This is a genomic window from Shewanella sp. MBTL60-112-B2, from assembly GCF_019655055.1.
Lineage (GTDB): Bacteria > Pseudomonadota > Gammaproteobacteria > Enterobacterales > Shewanellaceae > Shewanella.
Map to the genome: position 1 here is coordinate 149,146 of NZ_BPFA01000007.1, position 26,364 is coordinate 175,509.

General features: G+C 45.5%; 16 protein-coding genes, 1 tRNA gene and 2 rRNA genes. 6 read left to right on the forward strand and 13 right to left on the reverse strand.

Annotation, left to right across the window (positions count from 1 at the left end):
* Window positions 1-12 precede the first annotated feature (12 nt).
* The 4 genes from K5Q73_RS06535 to K5Q73_RS06550 form a co-directional block, all read right to left on the reverse strand.
* A complete protein-coding gene (locus K5Q73_RS06535) occupies window positions 13-1,326 on the reverse strand; it encodes an HlyD family type I secretion periplasmic adaptor subunit (protein ID WP_220765615.1) in 1,314 nt (437 codons plus the stop codon).
* Window positions 1,323-3,443 (reverse strand): type I secretion system permease/ATPase, encoded by a 2,121-nt coding sequence (locus K5Q73_RS06540; RefSeq protein ID WP_220765616.1) that lies wholly within the window; start codon window positions 3,441-3,443, stop codon window positions 1,323-1,325. The genes K5Q73_RS06535 and K5Q73_RS06540 overlap by 4 nt, the downstream gene beginning before the upstream one ends.
* Window positions 3,440-13,450 (reverse strand): adhesin, encoded by a 10,011-nt coding sequence (locus K5Q73_RS06545; RefSeq protein WP_220765617.1) that lies wholly within the window; start codon window positions 13,448-13,450, stop codon window positions 3,440-3,442. Before K5Q73_RS06545 ends, K5Q73_RS06540 begins: the two co-directional genes overlap by 4 nt.
* Window positions 13,451-13,790: 340 nt before the next feature.
* Window positions 13,791-14,705, reverse strand: a complete 915-nt coding sequence (locus K5Q73_RS06550; protein WP_220765618.1) for a LysR family transcriptional regulator — start codon at window positions 14,703-14,705, stop codon at window positions 13,791-13,793.
* Window positions 14,706-14,839: 134 nt separating this feature from the next.
* Between K5Q73_RS06550 and K5Q73_RS06555 the strand changes: the two genes are divergently transcribed.
* A complete protein-coding gene (locus K5Q73_RS06555; protein ID WP_259650849.1) occupies window positions 14,840-15,301 on the forward strand; it encodes a VOC family protein in 462 nt (153 codons plus the stop codon).
* Between the two features lie 31 nt (window positions 15,302-15,332).
* The gene (locus K5Q73_RS06560) at window positions 15,333-15,713 is read left to right on the forward strand and encodes a nuclear transport factor 2 family protein (RefSeq protein WP_220765619.1); all 381 of its coding nucleotides are present in this window, start codon (window positions 15,333-15,335) and stop codon (window positions 15,711-15,713) included.
* Between the two features lie 167 nt (window positions 15,714-15,880).
* Here K5Q73_RS06560 and K5Q73_RS06565 read toward each other — a convergent pair whose 3' ends face one another.
* The 4 genes from K5Q73_RS06565 to K5Q73_RS06580 all read right to left on the reverse strand — a co-directional run bounded on the left by K5Q73_RS06565 (window position 15,881) and on the right by K5Q73_RS06580 (window position 19,439).
* Window positions 15,881-17,065 (reverse strand): NAD(P)/FAD-dependent oxidoreductase, encoded by a 1,185-nt coding sequence (locus tag K5Q73_RS06565; RefSeq protein WP_220765620.1) that lies wholly within the window; start codon window positions 17,063-17,065, stop codon window positions 15,881-15,883.
* Between the two features lie 200 nt (window positions 17,066-17,265).
* Window positions 17,266-18,285: an NAD(P)H-dependent glycerol-3-phosphate dehydrogenase gene (gene gpsA, locus K5Q73_RS06570; protein ID WP_220765621.1), complete on the reverse strand. Its 1,020-nt coding sequence runs from the start codon at window positions 18,283-18,285 to the stop codon at window positions 17,266-17,268.
* A 4-nt stretch (window positions 18,286-18,289) separates the two neighbouring features.
* Window positions 18,290-18,775, reverse strand: a complete 486-nt coding sequence (gene secB / locus K5Q73_RS06575) for a protein-export chaperone SecB (protein ID WP_012157402.1) — start codon at window positions 18,773-18,775, stop codon at window positions 18,290-18,292.
* Between the two features lie 229 nt (window positions 18,776-19,004).
* Entirely contained in the window at window positions 19,005-19,439 is a 435-nt protein-coding gene (locus tag K5Q73_RS06580) for a rhodanese-like domain-containing protein (protein ID WP_220765622.1), read from the reverse strand.
* A gap of 239 nt (window positions 19,440-19,678) precedes the next feature.
* On the opposite strand from K5Q73_RS06580, the gene gpmM reads away from it, so the two are divergent.
* The 4 genes from gpmM to K5Q73_RS06600 are packed head-to-tail and all read left to right on the forward strand — an operon-like array spanning window position 19,679 to window position 24,369.
* A complete protein-coding gene (gene gpmM, locus K5Q73_RS06585; RefSeq protein ID WP_220765623.1) occupies window positions 19,679-21,223 on the forward strand; it encodes a 2,3-bisphosphoglycerate-independent phosphoglycerate mutase in 1,545 nt (514 codons plus the stop codon).
* An 11-nt stretch (window positions 21,224-21,234) separates the two neighbouring features.
* On the forward strand, window positions 21,235-22,368 hold the full coding sequence (locus tag K5Q73_RS06590) for a murein hydrolase activator EnvC (RefSeq protein ID WP_220765624.1): 1,134 nt from the start codon (window positions 21,235-21,237) through the stop codon (window positions 22,366-22,368).
* Window positions 22,369-22,401: 33 nt separating this feature from the next.
* Window positions 22,402-23,607 carry a S41 family peptidase gene (locus tag K5Q73_RS06595; RefSeq protein WP_220765625.1) on the forward strand — a complete coding sequence of 402 codons (1,206 nt, stop codon included), beginning with the start codon at window positions 22,402-22,404 and terminating at the stop codon, window positions 23,605-23,607.
* 6 nt (window positions 23,608-23,613) lie between these two features.
* Window positions 23,614-24,369 carry a divergent polysaccharide deacetylase family protein gene (locus K5Q73_RS06600; RefSeq protein ID WP_220765626.1) on the forward strand — a complete coding sequence of 252 codons (756 nt, stop codon included), beginning with the start codon at window positions 23,614-23,616 and terminating at the stop codon, window positions 24,367-24,369.
* Here the strand turns inward: K5Q73_RS06600 and K5Q73_RS06605 are convergent.
* The 5 genes from K5Q73_RS06605 to K5Q73_RS06625 form a co-directional block, all read right to left on the reverse strand.
* The gene (locus K5Q73_RS06605) at window positions 24,355-24,804 is read right to left on the reverse strand and encodes an Rrf2 family transcriptional regulator (protein WP_220765627.1); all 450 of its coding nucleotides are present in this window, start codon (window positions 24,802-24,804) and stop codon (window positions 24,355-24,357) included. The two genes, K5Q73_RS06600 and K5Q73_RS06605, sit on opposite strands and share 15 nt — an antisense overlap.
* Window positions 24,805-24,854: 50 nt before the next feature.
* Window positions 24,855-25,109: a YkgJ family cysteine cluster protein gene (locus K5Q73_RS06610; protein WP_220765628.1), complete on the reverse strand. Its 255-nt coding sequence runs from the start codon at window positions 25,107-25,109 to the stop codon at window positions 24,855-24,857.
* A 714-nt stretch (window positions 25,110-25,823) separates the two neighbouring features.
* Window positions 25,824-25,900, reverse strand: a tRNA-Asp gene (locus tag K5Q73_RS06615).
* Window positions 25,901-25,995: 95 nt separating this feature from the next.
* Window positions 25,996-26,111, reverse strand: a 5S ribosomal RNA gene (rrf, locus tag K5Q73_RS06620).
* A gap of 134 nt (window positions 26,112-26,245) precedes the next feature.
* Window positions 26,246-26,364 (reverse strand): 23S ribosomal RNA (locus tag K5Q73_RS06625); the annotation flags it as partial.

The window sequence follows — 26,364 nt, forward strand, 5'->3', positions numbered from 1 at the left end:
TGTATCCTTACCTTATTGTTCGCGAAGTGCATTCGCTTTAGCGCGTAATAGAGGCTTTAGCCAATAATTTAAAACGGTTTTTTCACCGGTTAATATGTCTGTACTGGCTTGCATCCCCGAGATAATCGGCCAGCCATTCAGTATGTTTTCTTCTGTTTTTATATGGGCTTCAAAATAAGTAGTGCCATCATCTAGCTGCTGAGCATCCGGGCTCACATAGATAACTTCACCTTTGAGTCCGCCATAAATCACAAAATCATAGGCGGTAAATTTCACGGTTGCCTGCAGTCCAGTGTGTACAAAGGCAATGTCTTTGGGGGCTATGCGAGTTTCAATAATCAAGGCGCCATCTTGAGGCACTATGCCCATAATTGACTCTCCGGGCTCGACTACTGCACCGATTGAACGCACTAAAATATTGGTGACATTCCCCTTGATTGGCGAAACAATTTTGGTTCTAGCTAAGCGATCCGCCAGGGTCTTGATGCTCTCGGTGAGGGCATTAAGCTCGTTAATGACCTCATTACGCTCGGCTTCTGCACGGCTTAAGAAGTCTAAGGCCACGGTTAGGTATTCAGCTTCTGCTTGGTTCTGCGCGGCACGAAGTTGGCGACCATTTGCTTTCGATGCGGATAATTCGCCTTTGAGGCGGATCTCATCACGCTCAAGCTTTAACACCTCTAACTCCGCTACCGCACCCTCTCGTACGGCGGCTCGGGTCATCACGATTTCCTGTTTGACCAACTCCAACCCACTGAGCTGTGCCTGAGTTGTGATCTGCGCTTCTTCTATTGCTTGCACTTTTTGCTCTATCACCTGCGCCGATTGCTCTAACTGCGATGACAACTGAGATAATCGAGAACGAAAAATAGCTTTCGAGCGCGTACTCACTGCCACATCGAGTGCACTGATCGCCTTAGGGGTGATTAACACCTTATCGCGCCAGTAATCCGCATTATCAGCAATAACCACGCTGGTGATTTCTGCATCTAAACGGGCTTTTTGCCGCTTAAGCGCTGCAGCCTGAATATTGGCCTCATCGAAGGCTGAGGCAAAACGCAGCTCATCGAGCAGTAATAACGGCTCTCCAGCTGTAACTGATTGACCTTCTTTAACTAATACTTGCTTTAAAATACCGCCATCTAAGCTTTCAATCTGCTGTACCGCTAATGTAGGAACCACCATACCTTCACCTACCACGACTTCTTCGAGCTTAGCAAAAGAGGCCCAGACTAGGGTCACGACAATCAAGGCAGCCACCAGCAAGATCAATTGGTTAGCACGTTTTGCGCCTTCAAGGTGCTTTATGTGGAGACGACCGCTCATTTCAGCTCTCCTTTCTGGCGTACCGTCACCGCCTTGATACGACTCTTGCCACGTTGGCGCATCTCCTCTGGTGTTTGCTCTTGAATGATCCGTCCCTTATCCACCACTAAAATTCGGTCACATAGGCTCAGTAACTTAGGGTTATGGGAAGCGATAACTAAAGTGCTCTCACTGACTTGCGACAGGCAGGCGATAATTTGATTCTCGGAGCGTTCATCCATCGCGCTAGTAGGTTCATCCAGCAGTAGTAACTTAGGTTGGCGCAGTAACACTCGGCCTAATGCTATCGCTTGACGTTGACCGCCAGAGAGCTGTCGACCGAACTCGCCCACTTGGCTATCTAGACCACTTCCCAGTCGATCCATTAACTTGTCGATCCCCGAGCTGACGATAGTGTTTGCCAGTAAGTTCTCATCAACTTGCTTTAGGCCAAACAGCAAATTATCTAGCACAGTGCCGAACACTAGCATCGGCTGCTGAGACATCCACCCCACCTGCTGCCGAATGTCGCTAATCGACCATTGACGGGCCTCTAAACGATTGTAAAACAACTGACCACTGCTGAGTTGATACTGGCCTGCCATAATGGCTAGCAGGCTTGACTTGCCTGCGCCGGCTGGCCCAAGCAAACCTATTTTCTCTCCAGGTTTAATCTCTAAATTGACCTCGGTAAATGCTGGCAGCGGCTGGTCAGGGTAAGTAAAACTGGCATGACGCAATGACACCGCACCATTAAAGCCAACGGCAGTGCTAGGCTGGTTAGCTTTAACTTGCTCTTGGGGTAGCTCCAAGATAGAGCTGACCGCAGTGATAGCCGACTGAGTCTGCTTAAACTTAAGCAGTAGCATGGAGATCTGGTTAATTGCATTAGCTGCTCGGCCACTGAGCATCACTATGGCAATCAGCCCACCCATACTCAAGTTACCAGCGTGAATTTGATACACACCAGAAATAATCAAGCCAATTGTGACCAACTGCTGGCTGTTCATTACACTATGGTTGAGGGTGTTGGAGGCGATGCGAGACTCGTTCTGCCAATCGGCCAAGCTATTAACCGTGTCATCCCAAATGCGCTGCGCCTTGGCTTCACCGTTATTTTGTTTAGTTTCAACCAGCAAGTTGAGAGTTTCAATCAGGTGAGCTTGACGCTGAGTCGACAGTTGCGAGGTATGTTCTATGGTCGCCATCAGCTTCTTTTGCATCACAAAGCTGACGATTAACAATAGCAACATACAGGCTAATGGCACCAACACCATATAACCGCCTAGCCAGGCTATTAATGCTAAAAACAGCAAGGTAAACGGCAGATCCACAGCGGTGACTAAGGTGGCTGAGGTGATAAAGTCGCGGATACTATCGAACTCTTGCAACTGCTTAGCAAAGGCACCTGCGGAGGCTGGACGATGTTCAAGTCGCATTCCCAGAACTTTAGCAAACAGAATGTTCGACATCTTAATATCGACCTGCTTGCCCGCCACATCAGCCAAACGGGTCCGCGCTTGCTTGAGTAGCCAATCGAATACAATGGCGATACAAGCCCCTGTAGCTAGCACCCACAAGGTATCGATTGCCTGATTTGGCACCACGCGGTCGTACACGTTCATGGTAAAGAGTGGTGTCACCAGCGCGAGAATATTGATCGCTAATGAGCCTAACAAAAAGCTGCCGTAAAAGGGTTTTACCTCATCGAACGCGGCTAATAACCAATGACGCTTAACCTCAAAGTGATGCTCTTCACTACGGGCATCGGTGACCATCTTACGTTTGACGTGCCAGCTATCTTGATAAAAATGAGCCTTAAAGTCAGCAGCGGTTATGAACGATTCCTTGCCCTTGGCATCTGTGAGCTGTAAATCTCCCCTAGCATCTTTAGATAATAGCGCGGGCTGGTTTTGCCTTGAGACAACAATGGCAGGCAGAGCCATTTGGGCGAGAGAGAGCTTCTGCTCTATCGCTTCGATCCCCAGATTATCGCAAGCCTGCAGCAGCTCATTACCAGATAGCCCCTTTTGGCTAAGCACCTGTCTAAAAAGCACTTGCTCGCTATACGCGATGCCGAGTCGTTGACAAAGCGACTCAATCACATTCGCGGTGACGTCTTGCTGAAGTATTATCATGGCTGCTGACTCAAGAGTGCCATTTCATCTTCTAAGCGCGATAATGCATCGTCAGGAAGCGCAGCATACTCCAGATCTTGGTTAGGGCTGCCCTTAAGATATTGCTGCTCACCTACTTGTTCTACGCTTTGTTTAATCGCTACAGAAAGCTCGTTGACCTCAAACTCGGCTTTGTTAGCCCGCTCGACAGGCTGCATAGACTCGGGGTCAGCACCCAAAGCACCTTGCGGCGCCATAGCCAAACCACTCGGTCCAGCCATAAAGCTAGAAAACATGACTGGTGGAACATCGACGGTAACGGTAATAATTTCCACTATGCCATTGGCTGTATCCGTACCCAATACCGCGGTAGGGTCTAGAGTCAGATTTAAAACATCTCCATCTTGTGCACCTATAACCGTTAAGGTCGCAACGTCATCAATATCCACCAGCCATTTATCGCCATTTTTATTACCTGCCGACAGGGTCAGGGTGTCTGGCACTCCGTATATCGTTAATAATCCCGTCTCATTAGTCGCTGGGTTTTGCAGCGCTAAGCCTAGATCTAGTGCCACATTATTAACATCTGTCGCCAGCACGTCTCCAACCTGAGTCCATATTGGCGCATCCACCTCTGGAGTGATCTCCACTTCAAAATTGAGCACTTCAGCAGGGCTTAAGTCCGTTTGTAAACTGCCCAAAACTGTCGCGTTATCGATAGAGGTTAGCTCCAGCTGCACATCTAAAGTGCCAAAGGCTAGCTCTCCGGGATAGAGCTCTATTTGAGTAAGCGGACTGACGGCTGAAAGTGTTGCGTAATAACTATCACTGCCAGCATCATAGCTAAATGACACAAATTGGCCTCCCACTTTGACCCCTTCGAGATCCACCAGAGCTGAAGCGTCAGCCGAGGTAATAACAACCTTGATTGAAATCGCTTCGGTGGCATCAAACTCACTAATCTTGGCATTAAGATCAATAGTAATGACCTCATCCTCGATGCTGGTGTAGTGACTTTCAGGCGCGGCGATCACATCAATACCGTCGGCAACAGGCGAAACACCAACTAAAATATTCGATGTGGTGGTGACAAAATCATTGGTACCCAGTTCTTGAGTGATCGCCTGAATAGAAAGGGGAATATCACCGCTAAAATCTAATGGTGGCTGTAATACCAGCCCAGTAAGTTGCGCGGCAGTGACTGACCAGGAATAGGTAGGAGAGCCACCAAAACTGCCGCCATCAGTACCTTCGTTAGGTAACTGCACCAAGTTTGCACCATCTTGGTAATACATCACCGAGCCGCTTGGCACCCCATGAATCGTCAAATAAATCGCCTCTGAGCCATCTTGGTCAATTAAGCCCAGATCTGGCAGATTGATAGCCGACAAGTCAATTAGACTATCTTCTTGCCCCAAAACTATTTGCGTATTTTCCGGTAATTCGGCGGCATCGGTTACCGGCGTAACCTCTATGGTAAAGGTGTTTTCAAATGGCGCCTGATCGGTAACATCGGCACCATTAATGCTGGCGGTATCAATACTGGTCGCTGAAAACTTCATCCTGAAATCACCACTAAGGTGCTCAGTAGGCACAAACTCTAACAATCCCAAAGACAGATTCAACAGGGCCATGCTGTTGCCAGTAAATTCCCAAGTATCGGTGGAACCCGCTTTTAATGACCAAAGACCTGTGCTGTCGGAAAGGCTACCACCATCGAGTAAAGTTATGGTGATCGGGTTAGCGTTGTCGCCTAATAAAATCTGCTCAGACCCACCTGTTGTTGGTGTTGAGTCTGGGTCATCAAACACCAAGCTTATTCCCAGTGGAATAGGCGCATCTTCAAGCATAACGCGATTTGAAATATTTAGACTAACCCCATCGGCAACTGGGGTTATCTCAACCTCAAGGCTTTGAGTATCATCAATTTTAGTGTCACCACTAATGCTATCGGTGGCAATAATACGGATAGGGATATTCAGCTCACCGGCATAGTCTTCGCTGATATTATGTAGCTTAAGGCTACTTAGTGAGGCACTCGTAAACACATACTCAATGACGTTTTCCCCGGTTGCATCGTACACGGCTTTGACGTCACTACCGCTAAAGTATCCACCTTGCGGTAAATCTGAAGCTAAAATTCTAAAGCTGATTAGGTCATTGCTATCGGGGCTAAGTAGCTGGTTGAGGTGACCAGAAAAGTCGATAGTGGTATCTTCGATGGCATCGACAGGAGTTAGCTGCAATGTGCCAACAGCGGTCGCTTGACTATCTGGCGCATCTTGGTCGAAACGCACAAAGAAGTTGGTCTTAATAATCGCAGGATCATCACGGTCTAATACTCTCGCCTCGACAGTAATTTGCTCTAAACCTGTGGCAAACTCGCTAACAATGGTTGCACCAGCAAGTAAAGAGACCGCGTACTCCTGCACAGTATCGCTGGTCATGCCAGCAACAGGAATAATCCAGCGGCCGTCACCATCATCAATTGCGCCATTAGGATGTGACACATACCAACCATCGCCGCTAGGGACGTTTATCACTAAATAATCCAGTACTTCCGAACCATCAATATCGCCATCAAAAAACAGGGCCTGGCCAGTCAAGTCAATCGCCGAGCCATCACTACTCACTAGTGTTGGCTGTTCACTCAGAAGATGAGTGCTAATATCCACAACCGCATCGACCACCACGGTAATTTGGGTTGAAACAGACTCACTGACTTGTACACCCGTTGCCGAAGTATCGGTAACTTGATAGCTCACATCAAAAGAAAAACTGCCATCGGCATCTTCAGGCGGCACGACTGCAAGTCGCCCTGAGTTCAGCAAGGCTTCTAAGGTCGGGCTGGTACTATCAACTAAAGTGCTGACATCTAATCCCGCAACGGGAACCACAACCTGAGAACCATCTAAGGTCAAAATAAACCCGCCAGCCCCCTGAAATGGAATAATAAGCCCGGTAATTGTTTCACTGCCATCAATATCGACATTGAGATTGGGGGTGAAATCTAAAGGAATAGCTTGATCCTCAAAACCGTAGCTCGTCGTTGCTAAAGAAGCCGCATTGGCATCAATAACCGGAGAAATTTCAATATTTACGGTTAACTCATAATCAGCAGAATCACCGTCTAGTTCGGTGCTTTGGGCGAAGATGGTCAAGCTGACTTGGCCGCTAAAGTCCTCAATAGGCTTTAGGCTTAAGCTGGCTAACAGTGTTGCTGAAACACCATATACAGGTTGATTATTGATAAAATCGACAACGGGCAAGTTAACAGGGCTACCACTACCATCAACGAATATAACGCCGTCGGGTAAACCTGAAATTCGCAGATCTAATGACTCAGAGCCATCATCGTCTGAGGTCACGATAGTGAAATCTAATGGGATAAGTTGATCTTCTTTAAAATCAACAATATTTGATATTACGCCGGTGTCGTTATCTATGGTCCAAACATTGCTATCACCATTGATCATAGGCTTGTCGTTAGCCACACCCGTTAGGGTAACCGTCACATGCTCCACATCGCTGTATTTAGGGTTCGGATGAATGATGCCGTCAGCAGGATCGACACCATCTTGGGCTGTTTCAGTAGCAAAACTTCTGACCGCGATTGAAAACTCTCCAAGATTCGCCGAGCTTGCATCGGCAACTGGGAGCAGCTTAGCAACGCCCGATTCAACTTCTGAGGCTAACACTGTCCACACATTACCATTCATGGTGGCTGATGGCGCATCGATAGACCAGCCATCAGGTAAGGTCAGCTCGTAGCTCAACGTTTCTGAGCCAGAATTATCCGTTAACGCCCCCGATATCAGCGCTTTGAGTAATATCGGCGCATCTTCATCGCTGCGCATGTCTTGGGTAGTTAACGTGGGTTTATCCGCGATAGGTGTCACATCTATAGTTACTGTCTCAAGGGAACTGAGATGAGTATCTTTATTGTCGCCTTCTATAGATCTAGCTTGAATGCTGAAGGTAAATTCCCCGGCGAGATTTTCTCCTACCGTCGCAATTAAGCTATCTAATTGAACCTGACTTATCGACACTCCATTAGTGATGACTACGCCTATCACTGTCAGGGTTAGACCCGCGCTAATATTATCGATGACATAGGTGACGGTTTCGGAGCCTTGAGGGTCTGAGCCGGTTTCATCTTTAGAGGTTGCCCCCAGCTTAATATTAAAGCCTGCAGCATCTTCGTTGACCGTATAAGTAAACTCGCTATCAGCATCCCACAAAGGCTCATCGGCTACCGACTCAACCATAATAGGAACCGTTGTAGTAACCGGAGGCTTGCCAGTTATGTTTACCGTAATAACAAAAGCGGTACTCGCTGTCGCATCGGAGCCATCATCAATTGGTTGATAGCTCAAGTCCCCGTTAGGTGTCGCCACTCGCGTCTGCAGATCCTCCGTTAGCAGTCCATTGAGAAGAGACAGAATGTAATTACCATCGGCATCCTTTGGTACCTCAGTGCCGTCAAGCATCAATACTCCGCCCTGCAGAGCGGCTGCATCAAACACCATGCTAACAACAAATTCGCCTTCGTCGATATCTCCGGGTCTAGCCTCAACGCCAAAAATGGTATTGGTATCTTCAATAAAGTCGGTGTTAAAGACTTTAATTGAGCCTTCTGCGTCTTTGGCAATAACAGTTAAGGTGTCGGTGGCAATGTCACCATCTGTATCGGTGATTTGCAGTAATATATCTTCACTGAATTGAAGTTCATTGTAGGCAAACTCAAAGGTGGTCACCGTCGCTAAGCCATTTTCATCGACTACCAGCTCACCATATTTCACGACAACAGGATTGGCGTCAGTAAACAACTCAATAACGGTTCCTACCGCATAAGATACGCCTTTATAGGTGATATCAGTAACTTTAGCGCCATCAGCTCCCTGCTCGGCAGAGTTAAACATCTGCACGCTATGCACCTCATTCACGGCTTCAAAAAACTCTAAGGTCTTTGCGGTATCTTCTGGAATATCATCGACTACAGTAACAGTGATGGTCTGCGAGGCTGACTTATCGTTATCGACATCAATTGCGTTCACTTCAAACAATAGATCTAAACTGTTTTCATCATTTCCATCGGCATGATCAAAAGGTCTAAACTGCTTAAACTCCACCTTGCCGTTGGCGTTAAAACGGATCTGGAACACCTCTTCGCCGCCAGTCTCACGCGTGGCCACATACCAACCATTACCATTAGCTGTGGTATTGAGTACCACCTTTTCATTACCGCTATAGTAAGTGCCAAAACTAAAACTATCAGTCAGGGCTATTTCGGCAATGCTGTCACTACCTGCCGATGTCGATAACAGCTGTGAAGTTGAGATGGGATTAGAAACAGTAAGAATGCCTTCGTTGATATTGAGTTGCAGCGGATCGGGCAGGATAGCGTTTTGGCCATCATAGATATCGACTGAGACCTCTCCTGATGAGATGGTGTTATCACTGTCTCGGATGTCGACAGTGACCTTGAGGGTATCAAATAGATCGGCGGCGCCTAAATGGTCAATAGGCCCGAGTAAATTAAAATCTAGCGCTATCGTTGCCAACTGTTCGGGATCAATAGCTACATCCGCTGGCAAGCGCATAGTAAATACCAGCTTGCCTTCAGCGGTGACGGCATCCACAGACGCCCCATCGTCTTTCACAAGCCAAAACAGCTTAGAACCGTTTTGTGTTAACGTGGTTCCAGCGGCGTTTTTCACCTCGGCGCCATCAACCACACTAAATGACACATCAACAATCGGATCTTTGCTGGCAGTTACATTAAAATTACCCGTTGCCGTATCTTCGTAAGCTGTAATTGATGGGTTTTCACTGACATTAAGGTTAATATCGTTAATCATCGCGGCATTGGCATCTTGCACAGTTACCGTTAATGTCGCACTCGACACGTCGCCATCAAAATCCGAGATGAGCAAGCCAAAGTCAATATCGTCATTAAGCGTCTGATCAAAAGCCTTGAATAACGTGAAGTCATAATTTTGATTCAAGCTATCGGCGTTAGCACTCCAGCTTTCACTCAACTCAACGACAAATATTGGATCGTTCACATTGCCTAGATGGGCGGTTAACGTCAGTCCATTTGCACTTAAGCTATATTGAATATCAATCCCACCTGCCGTCAACTTAGGCTGCAGAGCAACAGTTGCAAATGTCACTGCCGACACTTCATCGCTACCCACCAGCACATCAAATGTGCCGCTTTGGGTAATTGGGTCATTCACAAGTAAACCTTCATCGAAGGTGAGCTGGGTGATATTAGCAAGCTCAGGGGATTGGCCATCACTCAAATTCCAAGTCAATCTCCCCTGCTGTATATCGGTACCATCGAGATCCTTAGCTGTGACATCGGTAATGATTTCGAGCAAATTAGTGCCAATATGATCCAACGGCGCCGACTGGGTAAAAGTGGCATCGACACTCAGATCATCTCCAGTATTAATGCCTGTTAGCACAATAGTAAACACGGTAATTGGCGACGCTTCATCAGTAAAGGCCGTCAACGTTTTACCGTTATCCGACAGGACAAACTTCAGCGCGATGCCGCTACTGGTTAAATTTTGATTTTGTAGATGAAACGGAGTTAGCGATGTAAAACGAATAGTATCAGCAACTAAGGTATCCGAACCGGCGGTGATGCTAAAGGTTTTAAGGGTCACCTGTGGAGCGGCATTAATATCGCCCTCCTGACTCGCACCTATCACATCATTCATTTCACCCGCTGCACCATCACTTATGGTAAAGGTGGCATTTGCCGTTGCCACGCTGCCATCGGAATCCAACACCGTGTAGATCATCTCAGCCACTTGTGCCTGAGTGTTATCGAGGTTCTCCGCGGCAATTAAACTCCAACTACCATTGGATTGAATGGTTATAGTTCCTTGGTCTGTAACAATAACGGCTGGCACCGCGGCGGACACAGGATAATCAACACCGTTATAGTGGACAGAGGTCAGTGTTAACGGCCCTTCGACCGTGTAATCGTTACCAAAAAAAGAGCCGACAGCAGTGGTGTCTTCAATAACAAAATCATGATCATCGAATGCAAATGGGCGAGAATCACGAATATTGAGTACCGCGTAGGTAATAATTTGTTCCGTCGTACCATCCGTATCGGTCTGTAAGCCACTTAAGCGAATGTAGCTCAATACATTACTGTTATTCAGCTCATCCATCGGTTGAAACAAAGACACATTTAAGTCTGTTCCCGACAAGTTAGCGGTCATCACAACCTTATTATCGCCGAGACGAATAAGCGTGAAAGACTGACCATCGGCAGCAACATTGATACTTAATGCCTGCCCCTCTGAGGTGAGAGTTAATAGCCTACTCTGCTCCGATGTTATGCTTAGAGCTGCATCAGGGATCTCAATAGGGATAGTGACACTGGTACTTAAACTGATATTGAGTACCGCTTCATAAAGCGAAGCAATCGCAGGCACAAATAGTGTGGGCATTGCGTCGGTCGCACTGTTACCAGACAAATCATCAACTTTAACATCGAGTGACCACTGAGCCCGACGATCAAGCCCTACAACATCTAATCCCGTAAAGGACCAGCTACCGTCTGCTTCAACAAGGGTAGTAAAGCTTAATGTCTGACTTCCGTCGGTCAATGTAAGCTCAACGGTTTGCCCTGCTTCAACGCCAGTAGTTACACCACTCAGTGATTTCTCAACGCCAAAAATAAATAGCGCCGCATCAAAGCCATCGATACCGGTATCGATATCGATGCTAATTTGAGTATCGAGGGTGGCAGTGTTTGTTGCGGCTGCAGGGTTACCTGCTAAATCTGAAGTTTCAGCTTGTAATGACAGCAGACCATCGGCAAATATCGACAAGTCGACATTAGGGATTTGCCATTCACCATTAGCCACTGTGGCATTAAAGGTTAAGGCTTTACCATTAATATCAACCACAGTAAGAACCACTGGCTGACCATCTTCAATATTGGTGACCGTGCCAGTGAGCGTCGCATTTGTCGATTCTGCGGCGTTGATTAAACCATTATCATCAACAATTTCAACGCTAATGCTGGCTAAGCTATCTTTGTCGACTGCGACGTCGGCTTCAGCGATATTACCCGCGACATCGCTAGCACTTGCGCTGAAGTGCAAGCTACCGTCAGCTAAGCTCGAGACATCAGCATCATAGATCTGCCAACCACCACCGATAACGGTCGTGCTAAAGGTTAATTGTTTACCATTGGTATCGGTCACTGTGACAGTGACTAGCTGATTATCTTCAATCTCGGTGACATTACCGGACATATCCAGCACTAACATCTCACTGGCATTAATCACGCTGTCACTACCCGTTTCAACTTCGATGGTAATAGAGGCCTGGATATCTACGGCTATGGTAGCGTTTGCGGCAGCTAAATTCCCCGCCACATCTGTTACCGAGACAGTTGCACTCAAACTGCCATCGGCAAAACCAGACAAATCCGCACCGCTCAGCTCCCACCCACCTGCCACGACAACGGTTGAGAAGCTACGTTCGTTACCCAAACCATCACTAAAAACAATATTAACCGTTTGGCCATCTTCAATATTGTTGACGCTGCCGCGAACATGGACGGCCTGTTGCTCTTCTGCATTAATTACGTCATCACTATCGACGAAATCTATCGTCACCGAGGCAAGTGTGTCTTTGACAATAATATTGCTACCCGTTGCAATATTGCCTTCAAAATCAGATGTCGTCGCCTCGAGTGCAAGTTCTCCCTCAGCAAGAGATGACAGGTCTGCATCATCAACCACCCAAGTGCCATTACGAATAACACTAGTAAACAACAAGCTATTACCTTGGCTATCGGTCACCGAGATCTCTACAGGTCTACCATCTTCAACGTTAACAACCTGCCCCGTAAGCGTGGTCGCTAGCACCTCTGCCTGATTAAGCAGACCATTATCATCTAGCGCCTCAATTGTGATGTTAGCAAGGGTATCTTTGTAAACTTGAACTGCCGCACTCGCGGGGTTGCCCGCAATATCTAGCGCATCCACGGTGAAGTCCAACGGGCCGTCTGCAAGGCTTGAGAGATCTTTATCTTCTAACTGCCACAGCCCAGCCACAAGCGTCGTGCTAAAGGCCAGTTGTTGGCCATTAATATCCGTAACTGTAACCGTGAGGGTTTGGCCTTCTTCGATATTTTGGGCACTGCCTTGAATATCGACTACCTGCACTTCCTGTTCATTGATTACCGTGTCTTCACCACTATCAACTGCTATCGAGATCTGCGCTAACGTGTCTTTAATGCTGCTATCGAATCCGTCGGTGACGTCACCAGGATAAGTTAACGCCGTAATGGTGGCGGTGAGCTGCCCTTCGGCAAAAGATTGAAAATCTAAGTCATTAATTTGCCAAGCTTGCTGCTGAACTATGACCTCAAAGCTTTGTTGTTGCCCGAGGCTGTCTGTAATTGTTAACTCTAACAGCTGCCCATTTGCCGCCTTCATTGCTTGACCTGAGAGAGTGACTCTCGGGGTTTCGAATTGGTTGATGTAACCGTCAATATCGATAAATTCAACGGTTAGAGTGATAGGGGCAAAGGAGTCTTGTTGATTAGCGCCAAACGGACTACCTGTCCCAGTGGTTAAACTGTCACCTTGGGTATTAAAACCTGATTCAGCAATAACACTACTACTGCCTGATTGAACCAATTGATAAAAGAAGTTTGAACCTTGCTGCTCGCTATTTGAGTCACTTTGGAGATTAGAATTGGACTGATTGTTTAACTCAAGCTCTGAATCAGAGTCAGTATTGTCACCTTCGCTCACGATAACTTTACTGACCCCCTGAGGAATACTCACTCTGGCACCATTTATAACAGCGTACAACACACCATTCTCAGCCGCTTGTAACTGCTCTGGATTGAGCGCGTAGATTGGAATATCAGCCTGCATCTGATGAGGCAAAACCATAACCCACTGGCCATCAGTCGTTACAGCCCAAAAAGCTGAATCAAGCTGTACATAATAAATAACCTTGGCACTTATAGTCGGCATCAGAAAATATCCTTTTAACTTCAGTTACTACAGCATTTCGATAAGCTATCGACGCTCTAGTACATATTGACTTTTGCAACCGCTTTTTACAAGTTTAATACAGCTAATTAACTTAAGTCCAAAGGTGACTACTGCCAACGTAAATAGCGAATAAGAAGTACCGAGATAAAAACAAAAAATTGAAGCCAATCTAGACACGAATATGAGCCGGAATACATAAAAACAGCTCTGTACTCCTCTATTTATTGCGAAGAAGCCCGCAGGCTATACAGTTATTGCACTGCGCAGGATGGAGTCATAACGAAGACTGCTGTAGAAGTTTGCTAAACAAAGTTAATTTCTAAAACTCATCCCAATATGCGGCTCCATCTCCAAGCTTGGCAATCATATAGTCCAAAAACACCCTGACTTTTGCAGGCATATAGTGGCGTTCAGGGTAGATAGCGTTGAGATTTTTACTCGGCATTGTATAGTCTTGAAGTATAGCAACCAGCTTACCTTTTTGAATTTCGGGGCCTGCAACGAATGTTGGTAACCGCCCCGCTCCCATCCCCGCAATAACAGCGTCTCTGAGTGCCGCGCTATTATTAACTCGATAGTTTCCAGCAACTTTAACTTTATACTCATCACCGCTTGTCGCGTTAAACTGCCAGACATCTGCATTATTAGAATAGCTATAAAGTATGCAGTTGAGATCGGCTAACTGGGCGGGTGATTCAAGCTGTTGTCGGTGTTTTTGATAAAATAACGGCGATACGCAAACAACACTATGTAAAGGCACTAGATGGCGGGCAATTAAGTTCGAATCGACTAAATCATCGGCGCGGATAGCTAGGTCAAAGCCCTGCTCAATCAGGTTTATTTTTCCATCGTCCATCACAAGATCAATCTGAACCTCAGGGTAATGCTCAATAAACTCAGGGATCAGAGATGCTAAGTGCATTTGTCCTATCGTCATAGGTACTTGAATTTTTAACAAGCCTTTAGGCTCGCCCTGCAGTTCACTCACCGCATCTTCAGCTTGCTTTGCCGCACGATTGGCTTGCGATGCATATTGATAATAACGTTCTCCGGCTTCAGTCAGACTGAGGTTGCGGGTAGAGCGATAAAACAAACGTGACCCAAGCTGCTGCTCTAATTGAGTAATACGCTTACTTATTGCAGACTTTGAAATCCCCAACACACGAGCCGCACTCGAAAAACCGCCACTATCTGCCACAGCAACAAAGATCGGAATAGCATTAAAAGTGTCCATTTATTAACTTTGCTTATGGTTGAGAAAAACTCAACTCTGAGTCTACTTGTTAGCATATTGTTTATCAAATTCGATAATTTAAAGTAATACCATCAAATTTGATACTGCTATCAACAGTTAATAAAGAGGTGTTTATGGTGCGCTTAGAGCATGTAAATTTAGTCGTAAAAGATATTCCACCTACATTGACGTTTTTGCTAACGGCGTTTCCTGAGTGGCGTATACGTGGTGAAGGGAAAATGACTTGGGGGAGTGGCGAGCACGCATCGAGCCGTCATTGGCTACACATTGGTGATGATGACTATTACCTCACTCTGAACGGCGGCGCAGTCGGGGAAATAAGAGATGCTAAAGGCATTGAACCCGGTGTCGCCCACATAGGCTTCGTCGTCGATGATCTACAAGCTGTAATAGACCGTCTATCGGCTAAAGGATTTAGCCTTGATATAAAAGGTCGCTTACATCCGTTTCGGCAAACCGTGTACTACATGGATCCAGCAGGCCTTCAGTTTGAATTTTTGCAATATGCTAGTGATAAGCCTGACGAGAAAAATATGTACGGTGGCGAGTCAGGTGAATTGCAGAAAAGAAGTTAACGATTGTATTTTTAGCCATAAGGAAAGCAATATGAATACTGAAGGAATCAATATCTTGGTACAAAAACTGTATCAAGCCGTGGATAACAAAGACCTTGATTATCTAGATAACAATTTGGCCAATCAAGTCCGTTTTCGTCTTGGAAATAACCCTGCTATCACAAAGAAATCCGCTATTCTGCAGGGGAATAAACAGTTTTTTTCTAGTATAGAGTCAATGCAACACACTATCGAAGACGTTGTATATCAAGCCCCAAATAAACCGAACACGATTAAGGTTAGCTGCTGCGGCACTGTGGATTATGTCCGCTTAGATGGGAGCAGACACTCTGCGGTCTTCTCAACATTTTTAACAGTGCAAAATGGCTTGATTACTGACTACCTAGTCTTTGCCGATCTATCGGGCTTGTAGAAGATTCGCCCCTAGTCAGCCTACAATCAGCTAAATGCTCCCAAACTAGCGCTATCAAGAAAACTACTTGGCTGACAAATAAGAACAAGGTGATGATTTATTCGGTGAAGACAATTTATTTCATTTTTAAATTGAAGATTGTCTTCGCTTTAATTTGACAAAATAACCTAAGCAGCTTGTCCTGCGGCCACACCAGATGACCAAGCCCACTGAAAATTAAACCCACCTAACCAACCACTTACATCCATAACTTCGCCAATGAAGAATAAGCCAGGTACAGATTTAGCTTCCATAGTTTTAGATGACAATTCATTGGTATCGACGCCACCCAGGGTGACTTCGGCAGTGCGATAACCTTCGGTGCCGTTCATTACCAATGTCCACGATTCAAGATTGACTGCTAATTGTTCTAACTCTGCATGCACTAGCTGGTTAAGCGCTTTATTCAATAATGACTCTTCAAAAAGCACTTCGACTAAACGTTTAGGTAACCATTGCGACAAGGCATTACGCAGACTTAGCTTAGGGCTAGCTTCCAGCGCTTGCTCAAGCTTAACGCGCACATCTTCACCCGGTAGCAAGTTGATGCTGATCGCTTCACCGGGGTTCCAGTAATTTGAGATCTGCAAAATAGCTGGGCCAGATAGACCACGGTGAGTAAATAGCAGTGCTTCGCTAAACTGAGTGCCATCTTTCGCTGTAATCGTGCTTGGAACCGCAATGCCTGATAACGGCTCAAAGCGCTGTTTTTGATCGCTATGCCAAGTGAATGGTACTAGGCCTGCGTGAGTCGAGAGCAGCTTTAAACCAAACTGCTCAGCAATGTGGTAACCGTAAGGCGATGCGCCAAGCTTTGGCATAGACAAGCCACCCGTTGCAATCACTAGCGACTCACAAGTGTAGTGTTCTTTGTCGGTAATAAGCTCAAATAAGCCATCTGCATTTTTGCTGATATTGCTTATCTCTGTGCGTAGTTTTATCTGCGCGCCGGCCCACTCACACTCAGTAAGCAGCATGGTAACGATCTCTTTGGCTGAGTCATTACAAAATAACTGACCATGGTCGCGCTCGTGATACTCGATACCATGACGCTCAACCAACTCAATAAAGTCGCTTGAACGATAACGCGCTAAAGCCGATTTTACAAAATGGCTATTACCGCAGATAAAGTTAGCAGGCTCAACTTTCTGATTGGTGAAGTTACAACGGCCGCCGCCACTGATCAGAATTTTACGCCCCGCTTGTTTAGCATTATCAAGCACTAGCACATCACGGCCACGGTAACCTGCAGAGGCTGCGCACATAAGGCCTGCCGCTCCGGCTCCAATAATGATGACGTCATGATGTTTCACTCGATAACTCCTAAATAATTACAACTAAACCTCAAATATGAGGTATAAATTTTAAGCATAAAAAAGGGCGCTATTTTAGCATTGTTATTTGTACATGGAAGTATTTATGCCAACAGCCAAATAGGCTAAAAACAAAAAACCGAAGCTAGGCTTCGGTTTTCAATCAACTGAACAAATTGTTCAATCTAATAACAGCAAAACTATTCTGCCGACGATGTCTCAGACTTCTGCTCACGGCTAAGCAACTCTTTAGCTGCATCAACCGGTGACTTGCCTTTATACAAGACTTGATAAACTTGCTCAGTAATCGGCATCTCGACACCTAAACGCTTAGCTAGCGTATAGACCTCTTTAGTGTTGCGATAACCTTCAACCACTTGACCAATTTCGTCTTGTGCAGTTTCAACATCAGATCCTTTGCCCAATGCTAAGCCAAAGCGACGGTTACGCGACTGGTTATCGGTACAAGTTAGCACCAAATCACCAAGACCAGCCATGCCCATAAAGGTCGAGGCTTGTGCGCCCATAGCTTCACCAAGTCGAGTTAACTCAACTAAACCGCGAGTAATTAGCGCTGTTCTAGCATTCGCACCAAAACCGATACCGTCTGACAGGCCAGCGCCTATCGCAATAACGTTTTTAACTGCGCCGCCAAGCTGTAAACCAATAAAGTCGTCATTAGCGTAAACACGCAGACGCTTAGGGCTGTGCAACAGCTCAACCAAATCCTTAGTAAACTGAGGATCGGTGCCTGCAATCGAAATAGCAGTAGGCATACCAGCTGCTAGTTCTTTAGCAAATGTTGGTCCAGATAACACGGCAAGAGGAAACTCATCGCCAATAGCTTCACGGGCAACATCTTGTATTAGGCGGCCAGTCTCAGGCTCTAGACCTTTGGTGGCCCACACAATACGCGAATCTTTGCGTAACAGCGGTTTTGCTTGAGTCAGTACTAATCCAAAAACATGGCTAGGCACAACCACTAGCACATTGTTAGATGCCGCTAATGCTGTTGCCAAGTCCGCTTCTGGGATCAATAAGTCGGGTAATGGAATACCAGGTAAAAACGCTTCGTTAGACTTGTCGTTTTTTAGGTTTTCTATGTGCTCGGGTTCATGGCCCCAAAGCATGGTTCTGTGGCCATTGCTCGCTAAAGAAATGGCAAGGGCGGTCCCGTAAGAGCCCGCCCCCAGTACCGTAATGTCGGCAGTGTTTTTCATGCGATTAAGCGTTAGCTTCTTCTGCTGGTGCTTCAGCTGCAGCAGCTTGACGCTGTTGAACATACTGAGCGAATAGTGCGTCAAAGTTAACTGGAGCTAGGTTAAGTTGTGGGAAAGTACCACGGCTTACTAGGCTACCAATTGCTTCACGAGCATATGGGAAAAGAACGTTAGGGCAGTATGCACCTAGAGAGTGAGCTAGCTGCTGTTCAGTTAGACCAGCGATAGCGAAGATACCCGCTTGCTGAACTTCACATAGGAATGCAGTTTCTTCGCCGTTCTTAGCTGTAACAGTCAAAGACAGTACAACTTCATATACGTCATCAGATAGTTTGTTGCTGCGAGTATCTAGATCAAGCTTAACTTCTGGGTTCCACTCTTTCTGGAAAACAGCTGGGCTGTTTGGTGTTTCAAAAGAGATATCTTTTGTGTAAACACGTTGAATGTTGAATTGTGGACCTTGTTGTTCGTTGTTTGCTACTTCAGCCATACTATCCTACCTTTAAAAAAGTTAATGAGGCTACTTCAAAAGAGCCAGTCTCAGGGCTTGGCAAGCTTGGGAGTAAACCCAATTTGCTGTCCCAATTTTTGATTTATTTAGTCAACAGACGCTTTTTTGGAGGGAAACCCCCTCAGTTCAATGCCGGTAACCACAATAAGTTGAGAGCTAACACTCTAATCAATTACTCAACAAAAAAGCAATGGCTACACTAACACTTCTATCTTTTGCTTTTTGAAACAGGCAAATTATTTGACTGCCATTCACCCATACCACCTTTCAGATTGTTCACGTTTTCAAAACCGTGCTTAATCATCAGCTGAGCAGCTTGAGACGAAGTCATGCCAGCGTTGCATACCATTATAATGGGACTGGCTTTTGAGTTTTCAAGGGCAGAAAGCTGATTATTTTTTATATCAGCTAGTGGCACGTTGATAGCACCTACGATATGACCCTTCTTAAATTCTTCTTTTCCGCGCACATCAACGACTTTCGCATCTTGCTTATTCATCATTAACGTGGCTTCTTGATGATTAACGTTTTTCACTTTAGAAACGCTAGACTTAAACACCACGACGATAAGTCCGACAAACAAACCAACCCAAGCCACACTCAACATAGGGTTCGCTTTAAAAAATTCCATATATTCTTGCATCGTTAACTGCCTACTATTTTTTAGGGCCAAATATAATGAGGGCACAGAGTATACCACCGCTTGAAGCAGAATACAGAATGTTAGTCACGCTTGGCATGACTCTTCAGCCAGTAAATAACAGCAATAGCGCAATCCGATAACGCCAATCTAGGTAAATGTCTTTATGCCCGACCATAATTGGTAGTAATATTTAACCAATTCTGATATCAATCTTATTTTTTAAACTTAAAGGTACTACCATGACGACACGCAAACGCCCGTTGGCATTGCTGATCCTCGATGGCTGGGGTTACCGTGAAAACACACAAAAAAATGCTGTTTTTCATGCAAATACACCAGTTTTAGATCAGTTAAATGCGAAATATCCAAACAGTTTAATTTCAGGTTCTGGTATCGATGTTGGCCTACCAGATGGCCAAATGGGTAATTCTGAGGTCGGACACATCAATATCGGTTCAGGCCGAATCGTCTACCAAGAGCTAACACGCATTAGCAAGTCTATCGATGATGGCGAATTCGATAGCAACCCAGCACTCACAGAGGCAGTCGATGCTGCAATTAAGGCTGAAGGTGCCGTACATATTATGGGGCTCTTATCACCAGGTGGCGTTCACAGTCATCAGGATCATATAGAAGCCATGTGCCGCCTAGCAGTTAAGCGCGGCGCTAAAAAAGTCTACCTACATGCATTTCTAGACGGGCGTGATACACCGCCACGCAGCGCCAAATCAGGCTTAGCTCACTTTGAAGAACTATTCAAAACCTTAGGTACTGGCCAAGTCGCATCTGTGATTGGTCGCTACTATGCTATGGACCGCGACAATCGTTGGGATCGCGTATCACAAGCTTATGAGCTAATTACCGAAGGCAAGAGTTTACATCAAGCAGCTAACGCAGTTGATGCCATTGAAGCCGCTTATGCCCGTGATGAAAATGATGAGTTTGTTGGCAGTACAGCTATTCCCGATGCACAGGGTAACCTTGCTAAGCTCGCCGACAATGACGCACTGGTCTTCATGAACTTCCGAGCCGATCGCGCTCGCCAAATCACTCGCAGCTTTATTAATGCAGACTTTGACGGCTTCAAGCGTACTGTTACGCCAAAAATCAACTTTGTTATGTTGACCGAATACGCCGCCGACATTAAAGCATCTATCGCTTATCCATCTAGCGACCTAGTTAATACTCTAGGCGAGACGCTACAAAACCAAGGTCTAACTCAGTTGCGTATTTCTGAGACCGAGAAATATGCCCATGTTACTTTCTTCTTCAACGGTGGCAAAGAGGAGCCATTTAATGGCGAAGAGCGTATTTTGGTTCAATCGCCAAAAGTCGCAACCTACGACCTGCAGCCAGAGATGAGTTCTGCCGAGTTGACCGACAAGCTAGTTGCGGCCATTGAGTCAACCGAATATGACGTCATCATTTGTAACTACCCAAATGGCGACATGGTAGGTCACACAGGTAACTTCGATGCAGCGGTAAAAGCCTGTGAAGCCGTCGATACCTGTATCGGCCGCGTTGTTGAAGCGCTAGATAAAGTGGGTGGTGAGTGTTTAATTACTGCCGATCACGGTAATGCTGAGCAGATGACAGATGAATCGACTGGCCAAGCACATACTGCGCACACCAGCGAATTAGTGCCATTAATCTATGTGGGACGTGATGCAGAGATAGAAAATGGCGGTCGTTTAAGTGATTTAGCGCCGACTATGTTAACCTTGATGGGACAAGACGTGCCTGTTGAGATGACTGGCCGCGCGATAATAAAACTCAAAGAGTAGTATACCAACACGTGAACATTCGATTTTTTATCAAAGCCAGCATTATTGCTGGCTTTCTATCACTTCCTCTAACGGTTAATGCAACCGATCTTGAGCGCCGTCAATCTGAGCTTAAATCTATCCAAGCCCAGATTAACAAACAGCAATCAGCGGTTAAAAACACCAGTAAACAGAGAGAGCGATTAATATCTTTATTAAAAGCTGATGAAAAAGCGATTGCTCAAGCAGCAAGAAAAGTAAACACAACTAAGCAAGACCTAGGCAAAACAGATAAAAAAATTGCAGAACTAAACACTAAACAAGTTCAATTAGAAAAGCTGAAAACAGCGCAACAAAAATCACTTTCAAATCAACTCGCTAGCGCCTATTTGGCGGGTAACCATGACTATAGCAAAATGCTGTTAAATCAACAGTCTCCTGCTAGCATCGAGCGCCTACTGGCATATTACGAATATTTAAATAACGCTCGTATCGACTCGATAGAACAACTTCAAACTACCTTGAAAGAGCTAGACCAGATCCAAGCGGATCAGCAAGAGCAGCAAAGCCAGCTTAATAAGCTGGTACTCGAACGACAACAGCAAGCTAAAAAGCTAAGCCAAGAGCAGTCGCAAAGACAAAGTACCCTTACGCAGCTACAAAGAACATTAAGCAGCAGTGGCGCAAAATTAGAACAGCTTCAAATCGAAGAGGCTAGCCTTAAGCGAGTAGTTGAACAAGCTCTTACCGCTATGAAAAATAACCCATCATACGATGGATTATCCAGCCGCAAGAAACTTAAGTGGCCAGCCAACGGACGGATCAGATCGGCCTTCGGCAGTAAGCGTTCTGGGCAGGTAAAGTGGAAGGGGGTCATCATCTCTGCCGCTGAAGGACAAAATGTCAACGCTATTGCTGGCGGTAAAGTTATATACGCCGACTGGCTGCGTGGTTTTGGTATGGTTTTAGTCGTCGATCACGGCAAAGGTTACATGAGTCTATATGGCCATGCACAAGCCTTACTTAAGAATGCCGGCGACTCGGTAAGTAAAGGTGAGCCGATTGCATTGGTCGGACGTTCCGGTGGACAGACCGAGCCTGGCCTATACTTTGAGGTAAGGCACAAGGGGCAAGCTGTCGATCCTGCAAGGTATTGCAAACGTTAGACCAAATAACCCCTTAATATACAAGGGGTTTACATGTCTCTATACATACGTTATTTTTGTTGCCTCGCGGCAGGGCTTGCTCTCGGCTTATCTATCACCCTGTCAGGACAAGAGCACACTCAACAATATAAGTCTCATATAAGTTACCCGGTTCTTCTCGATATAATCGACACGGTTGAAACTTATTACGTGCAACAACTCACCGAAGAAGAGCTTATTGAAGCCGCCATTGACGGCATTTTCAACAAGCTAGATCCCTACTCAAGTTTCCTCGATAAACAAACCTTTACGAGCATGCAGGAGATGAACAACGGTGAGTATTTTGGCTTTGGTGTTGAAATAGCAACAGACAATGACCAGATCACCATAGTCACGCCATTTGCAGAATCTCCAGCTGAGGCGGCGGGAATTAGGCCGGGAGACCGTGTAATAAAACTCAATAAGCAGCTGGTTACAGCAGAAAAACTAGAAAGTATCCTCAACGAGATTAAACAACACAGTTTAAATAACCGACCTATCGAGCTTGAAATGGTGAGAGCCAATTCAGAAACCCATTACTCTGTCACTCTAAGCCCTACACTCATCGCTATTAACTCAATAGAAGCTGAGATCCTGGATAACAAAATTGGCTATATTCGCCTTTCTAGCTTCCAAGAAAATACCACTCAAGAACTAGTGAAGCAGCTGTCGCTGTGGCAACCGCAGCTGCTTAACGGAATTATTTTGGATCTAAGAAATAACCCAGGTGGCTTGCTAGATCAAGCCATTACAATCGCAGACCTATTCCTAGATAAAGGCCGCATAGTTGCAACTGAAGGACGCTTCTTCGACGCAAACTCAGACTATTACGCCTCACCACAAACCATGGCAACAAACATCCCTATGTCAGTGTTAATCAACAAGGGATCAGCTTCTGCCTCAGAAGTGCTCGCCGCCGCATTGCAAGATAATGGCCGTGCACAATTAATAGGGCAAACTAGTTTTGGGAAAGGCACGATACAAAGTCTGATCCCGACCCTGATGGATGGCAATGCAATTAAACTCACCATCGCTAAATACACAACCCCAAATGGCAACGATATTCACTCAAAAGGTATTGAGCCAGATATAAAAATTGAATTAGAAGCTGTATCAGATAATGAAAGTATGCCTATAATCGAGACAAATTCACTCCGTGAGTCTGTTGCACAAGACAAATTAGTCAACTCGGCGATTGCATGGATTAAAGCAGAAAAATAAAAATCAGTGCGCTACTTTCTATTATTGATATCTTTGTTGTTACCGAGTGCGAGTGTATTCGCCAGCCAAATAGCCATCATTATTGACGATATTGGATATCGTCAATCTGATAAAGCTGTGCTGACTCTGCCAGCTAATATCACGCTTTCTATTTTACCCCATACGCCATTAGGAAAAGATCTCGCCTCAAAGGCCTATCGCCAAGGAAATGAGATTTTAGTGCACCTACCTATGCAAGCACTAAACGGTAAGGCTATCGGACCCGGTGCTCTCACCAATACCATGTCTGAAATCGAGTTCAAAGCCCAAGTAAATGATTCAATCAAGAGCGTGCCGCACGCCAGTGGTGCCAACAACCATATGGGCAGTTTCTTAACCCAGTTAACTGAGCCTATGCGCTGGGTCATGGAGTCACTACAGCAACACAATATCTATTTTATCGACAGCATGACAACTAAATATACCCGTGCAGGCACAGTTGCTGAATCTATGGGGCTACAGGTATTAAGAAGGGAGATATTTTTAGATAATGATAGGTCGCAATCAGGATTAGAAAAGCAGTTTAAGCATGCTATTTCATTAGCGCATGCAAAGGGTGAAATCGTTGTTATTGCACACCCTTATCCAGAAACTATTGCTTTTCTTAGCCAAAACTTACATCGTTTGGCTAATGCAGATATCGAGTTAGTACACACATCAAAGCTAGTGTCGCCGCATTTGAAGCCAAAAGTGTTGGCTAAACAGGTGTTACTGCAGGATTGAGATAGATAGATCAGGTAGCAGAGATTTTAGCTCCTGCTTATTAGAGACAATCATATCTAAGCTATAGCCATCTAAAACGGCTAAATAAGCGTTCACAGCATCGGCTAACGCTCCTTTAAGCTTACAAGCTGGCGTGAGCAAGCAGTATGGCTTACTGCAATCAATTGGAGCCAATGAATTTTCTAGCGCACGAACGACTTGGCCAATATTTATTTCAGAAGCTGGTTTAGCCAGTCTAAAGCCACCGCTCTTACCGCGAACGGTTTGCAAATATCCCAACTTTCCTAAGTGATGAACAACCTTAGAAATATGGTTAGCAGACAGATCGAATACTTCAGTGATCTCAGCAATACGGAACAACGACTCACGCTCTGAATGCAATGCTAAATACATCAGTGTTCTTAAACCATAATCTGTGTAACGAGTTAACTGCATTGATTAACAATCCGTAAAGTAAATATTCGAGAGTCTCTAAAAAAGCAATATCAAACGTTGGTGGCCGCTTCTAAAGAGCTAATTAACCACAAAGCCTCTGTATCTGTCTTGCCACAAACATCTTCGGTAGCAGTAAATAACCCACATACTGCAGGTCGTTCAGCCTTACCGAACAGTTTACACAAGTTGCTATCATCTAGCTGTATACACCTAACCCCAGCAGGCTTACCTTCAGGCATCCCCGGGATGGCTGTGGTGATAGATGGTGCAATACAGCATGCACCGCAGCCCAAACGACAATTCATGTTATTACCTTAGTTTGTACAAAGCACATTATAGCTCTATCAAGGCATAGAGAGTTGTGCAAGATCACACACTATACAGCAAGGCGACAATCAGTTTATAGAACCGTGATCAGTGTATACAATTCAGATTGAACTTTTTGAATAAAACTCACCTCAATCATCTCCATCTTCAACTTCAACTCAAATATGACGAAAGACATTTATGATTGAAGGTGGACAATCTCCTCTAACCTTTATATGTCATAAAACCCAAATACAAAAAAAGCCTCTGCACTCTTTTCAATAAGAAGTGCAGAGGCTTACTCTAAATTCTTTAAACAACAGATACGAAAAAGCCCTGCTTTCTCTAGCAGGGCTTATCGTAATGTTTGTGGGTGAGTACAGCAATAGCTGTGAGCTTACGAACGCGAAGCGAAGCGTAGCTGGGGCGGATTCATCCGCGACGTCACGACTAAATTAATAAATATTACAAAACGAAAAAAGCCTCTGCATTGCTGCAGAGGCTTTCATCTTAATGTTGGCGGAGCGGACCTGCTCTTATCAACAGACGAACCCGCGCCCCCCCCGGCGTGACAGGCGCTTATTTCTAGTCAAGAGTCTAACCAACTGAACTATCGCTCCTTTAGCAAAGTGCTTACGCATAATACTTTAATTTTTCTTTGAAATACGCATACGAAAAAGCCCTGCTATCTCTAGCAGGGCTTATCGTAATGTTGGCGGAGCGGACGGGACTCGAACCCGCGACCCCCGGCGTGACAGGCCGGTATTCTAACCAACTGAACTACCGCTCCTTTAGCAAAGTGCTTACGCATGATGCTAAATGCTTTTTAAGTCGCTAGCTTGTCAGGGCTAGGAGACTCGATTTTCAATGAAAATCTAAATAGGCGCCTGGAAATGACCTACTCTCACATGGGGAGACCCCACACTACCATCGGCGATACTGCGTTTCACTTCTGAGTTCGGAATGGATTCAGGTGGTGCCACAGCTCTATGGTTTCCAGACAAATTGGGTAAATTTAGAAAGCTGGACTCGCGATGCAAGTCTTAAAAATTGGGTTCACACTACATTAAGTGCTTCATTCTAATTCTGGTTTCTATAAGAAACATAGTTAACTCATAAAACCCATCAGGGTTGTATGGTTAAGCCTCACGAGTCATTAGTACAAGTTAGCTCAACGCCTCACAACGCTTACACACCTTGCCTATCAACGTCCTAGTCTCGAACGGCTCTTTAGAGGAATTAAATTCCTAGGGA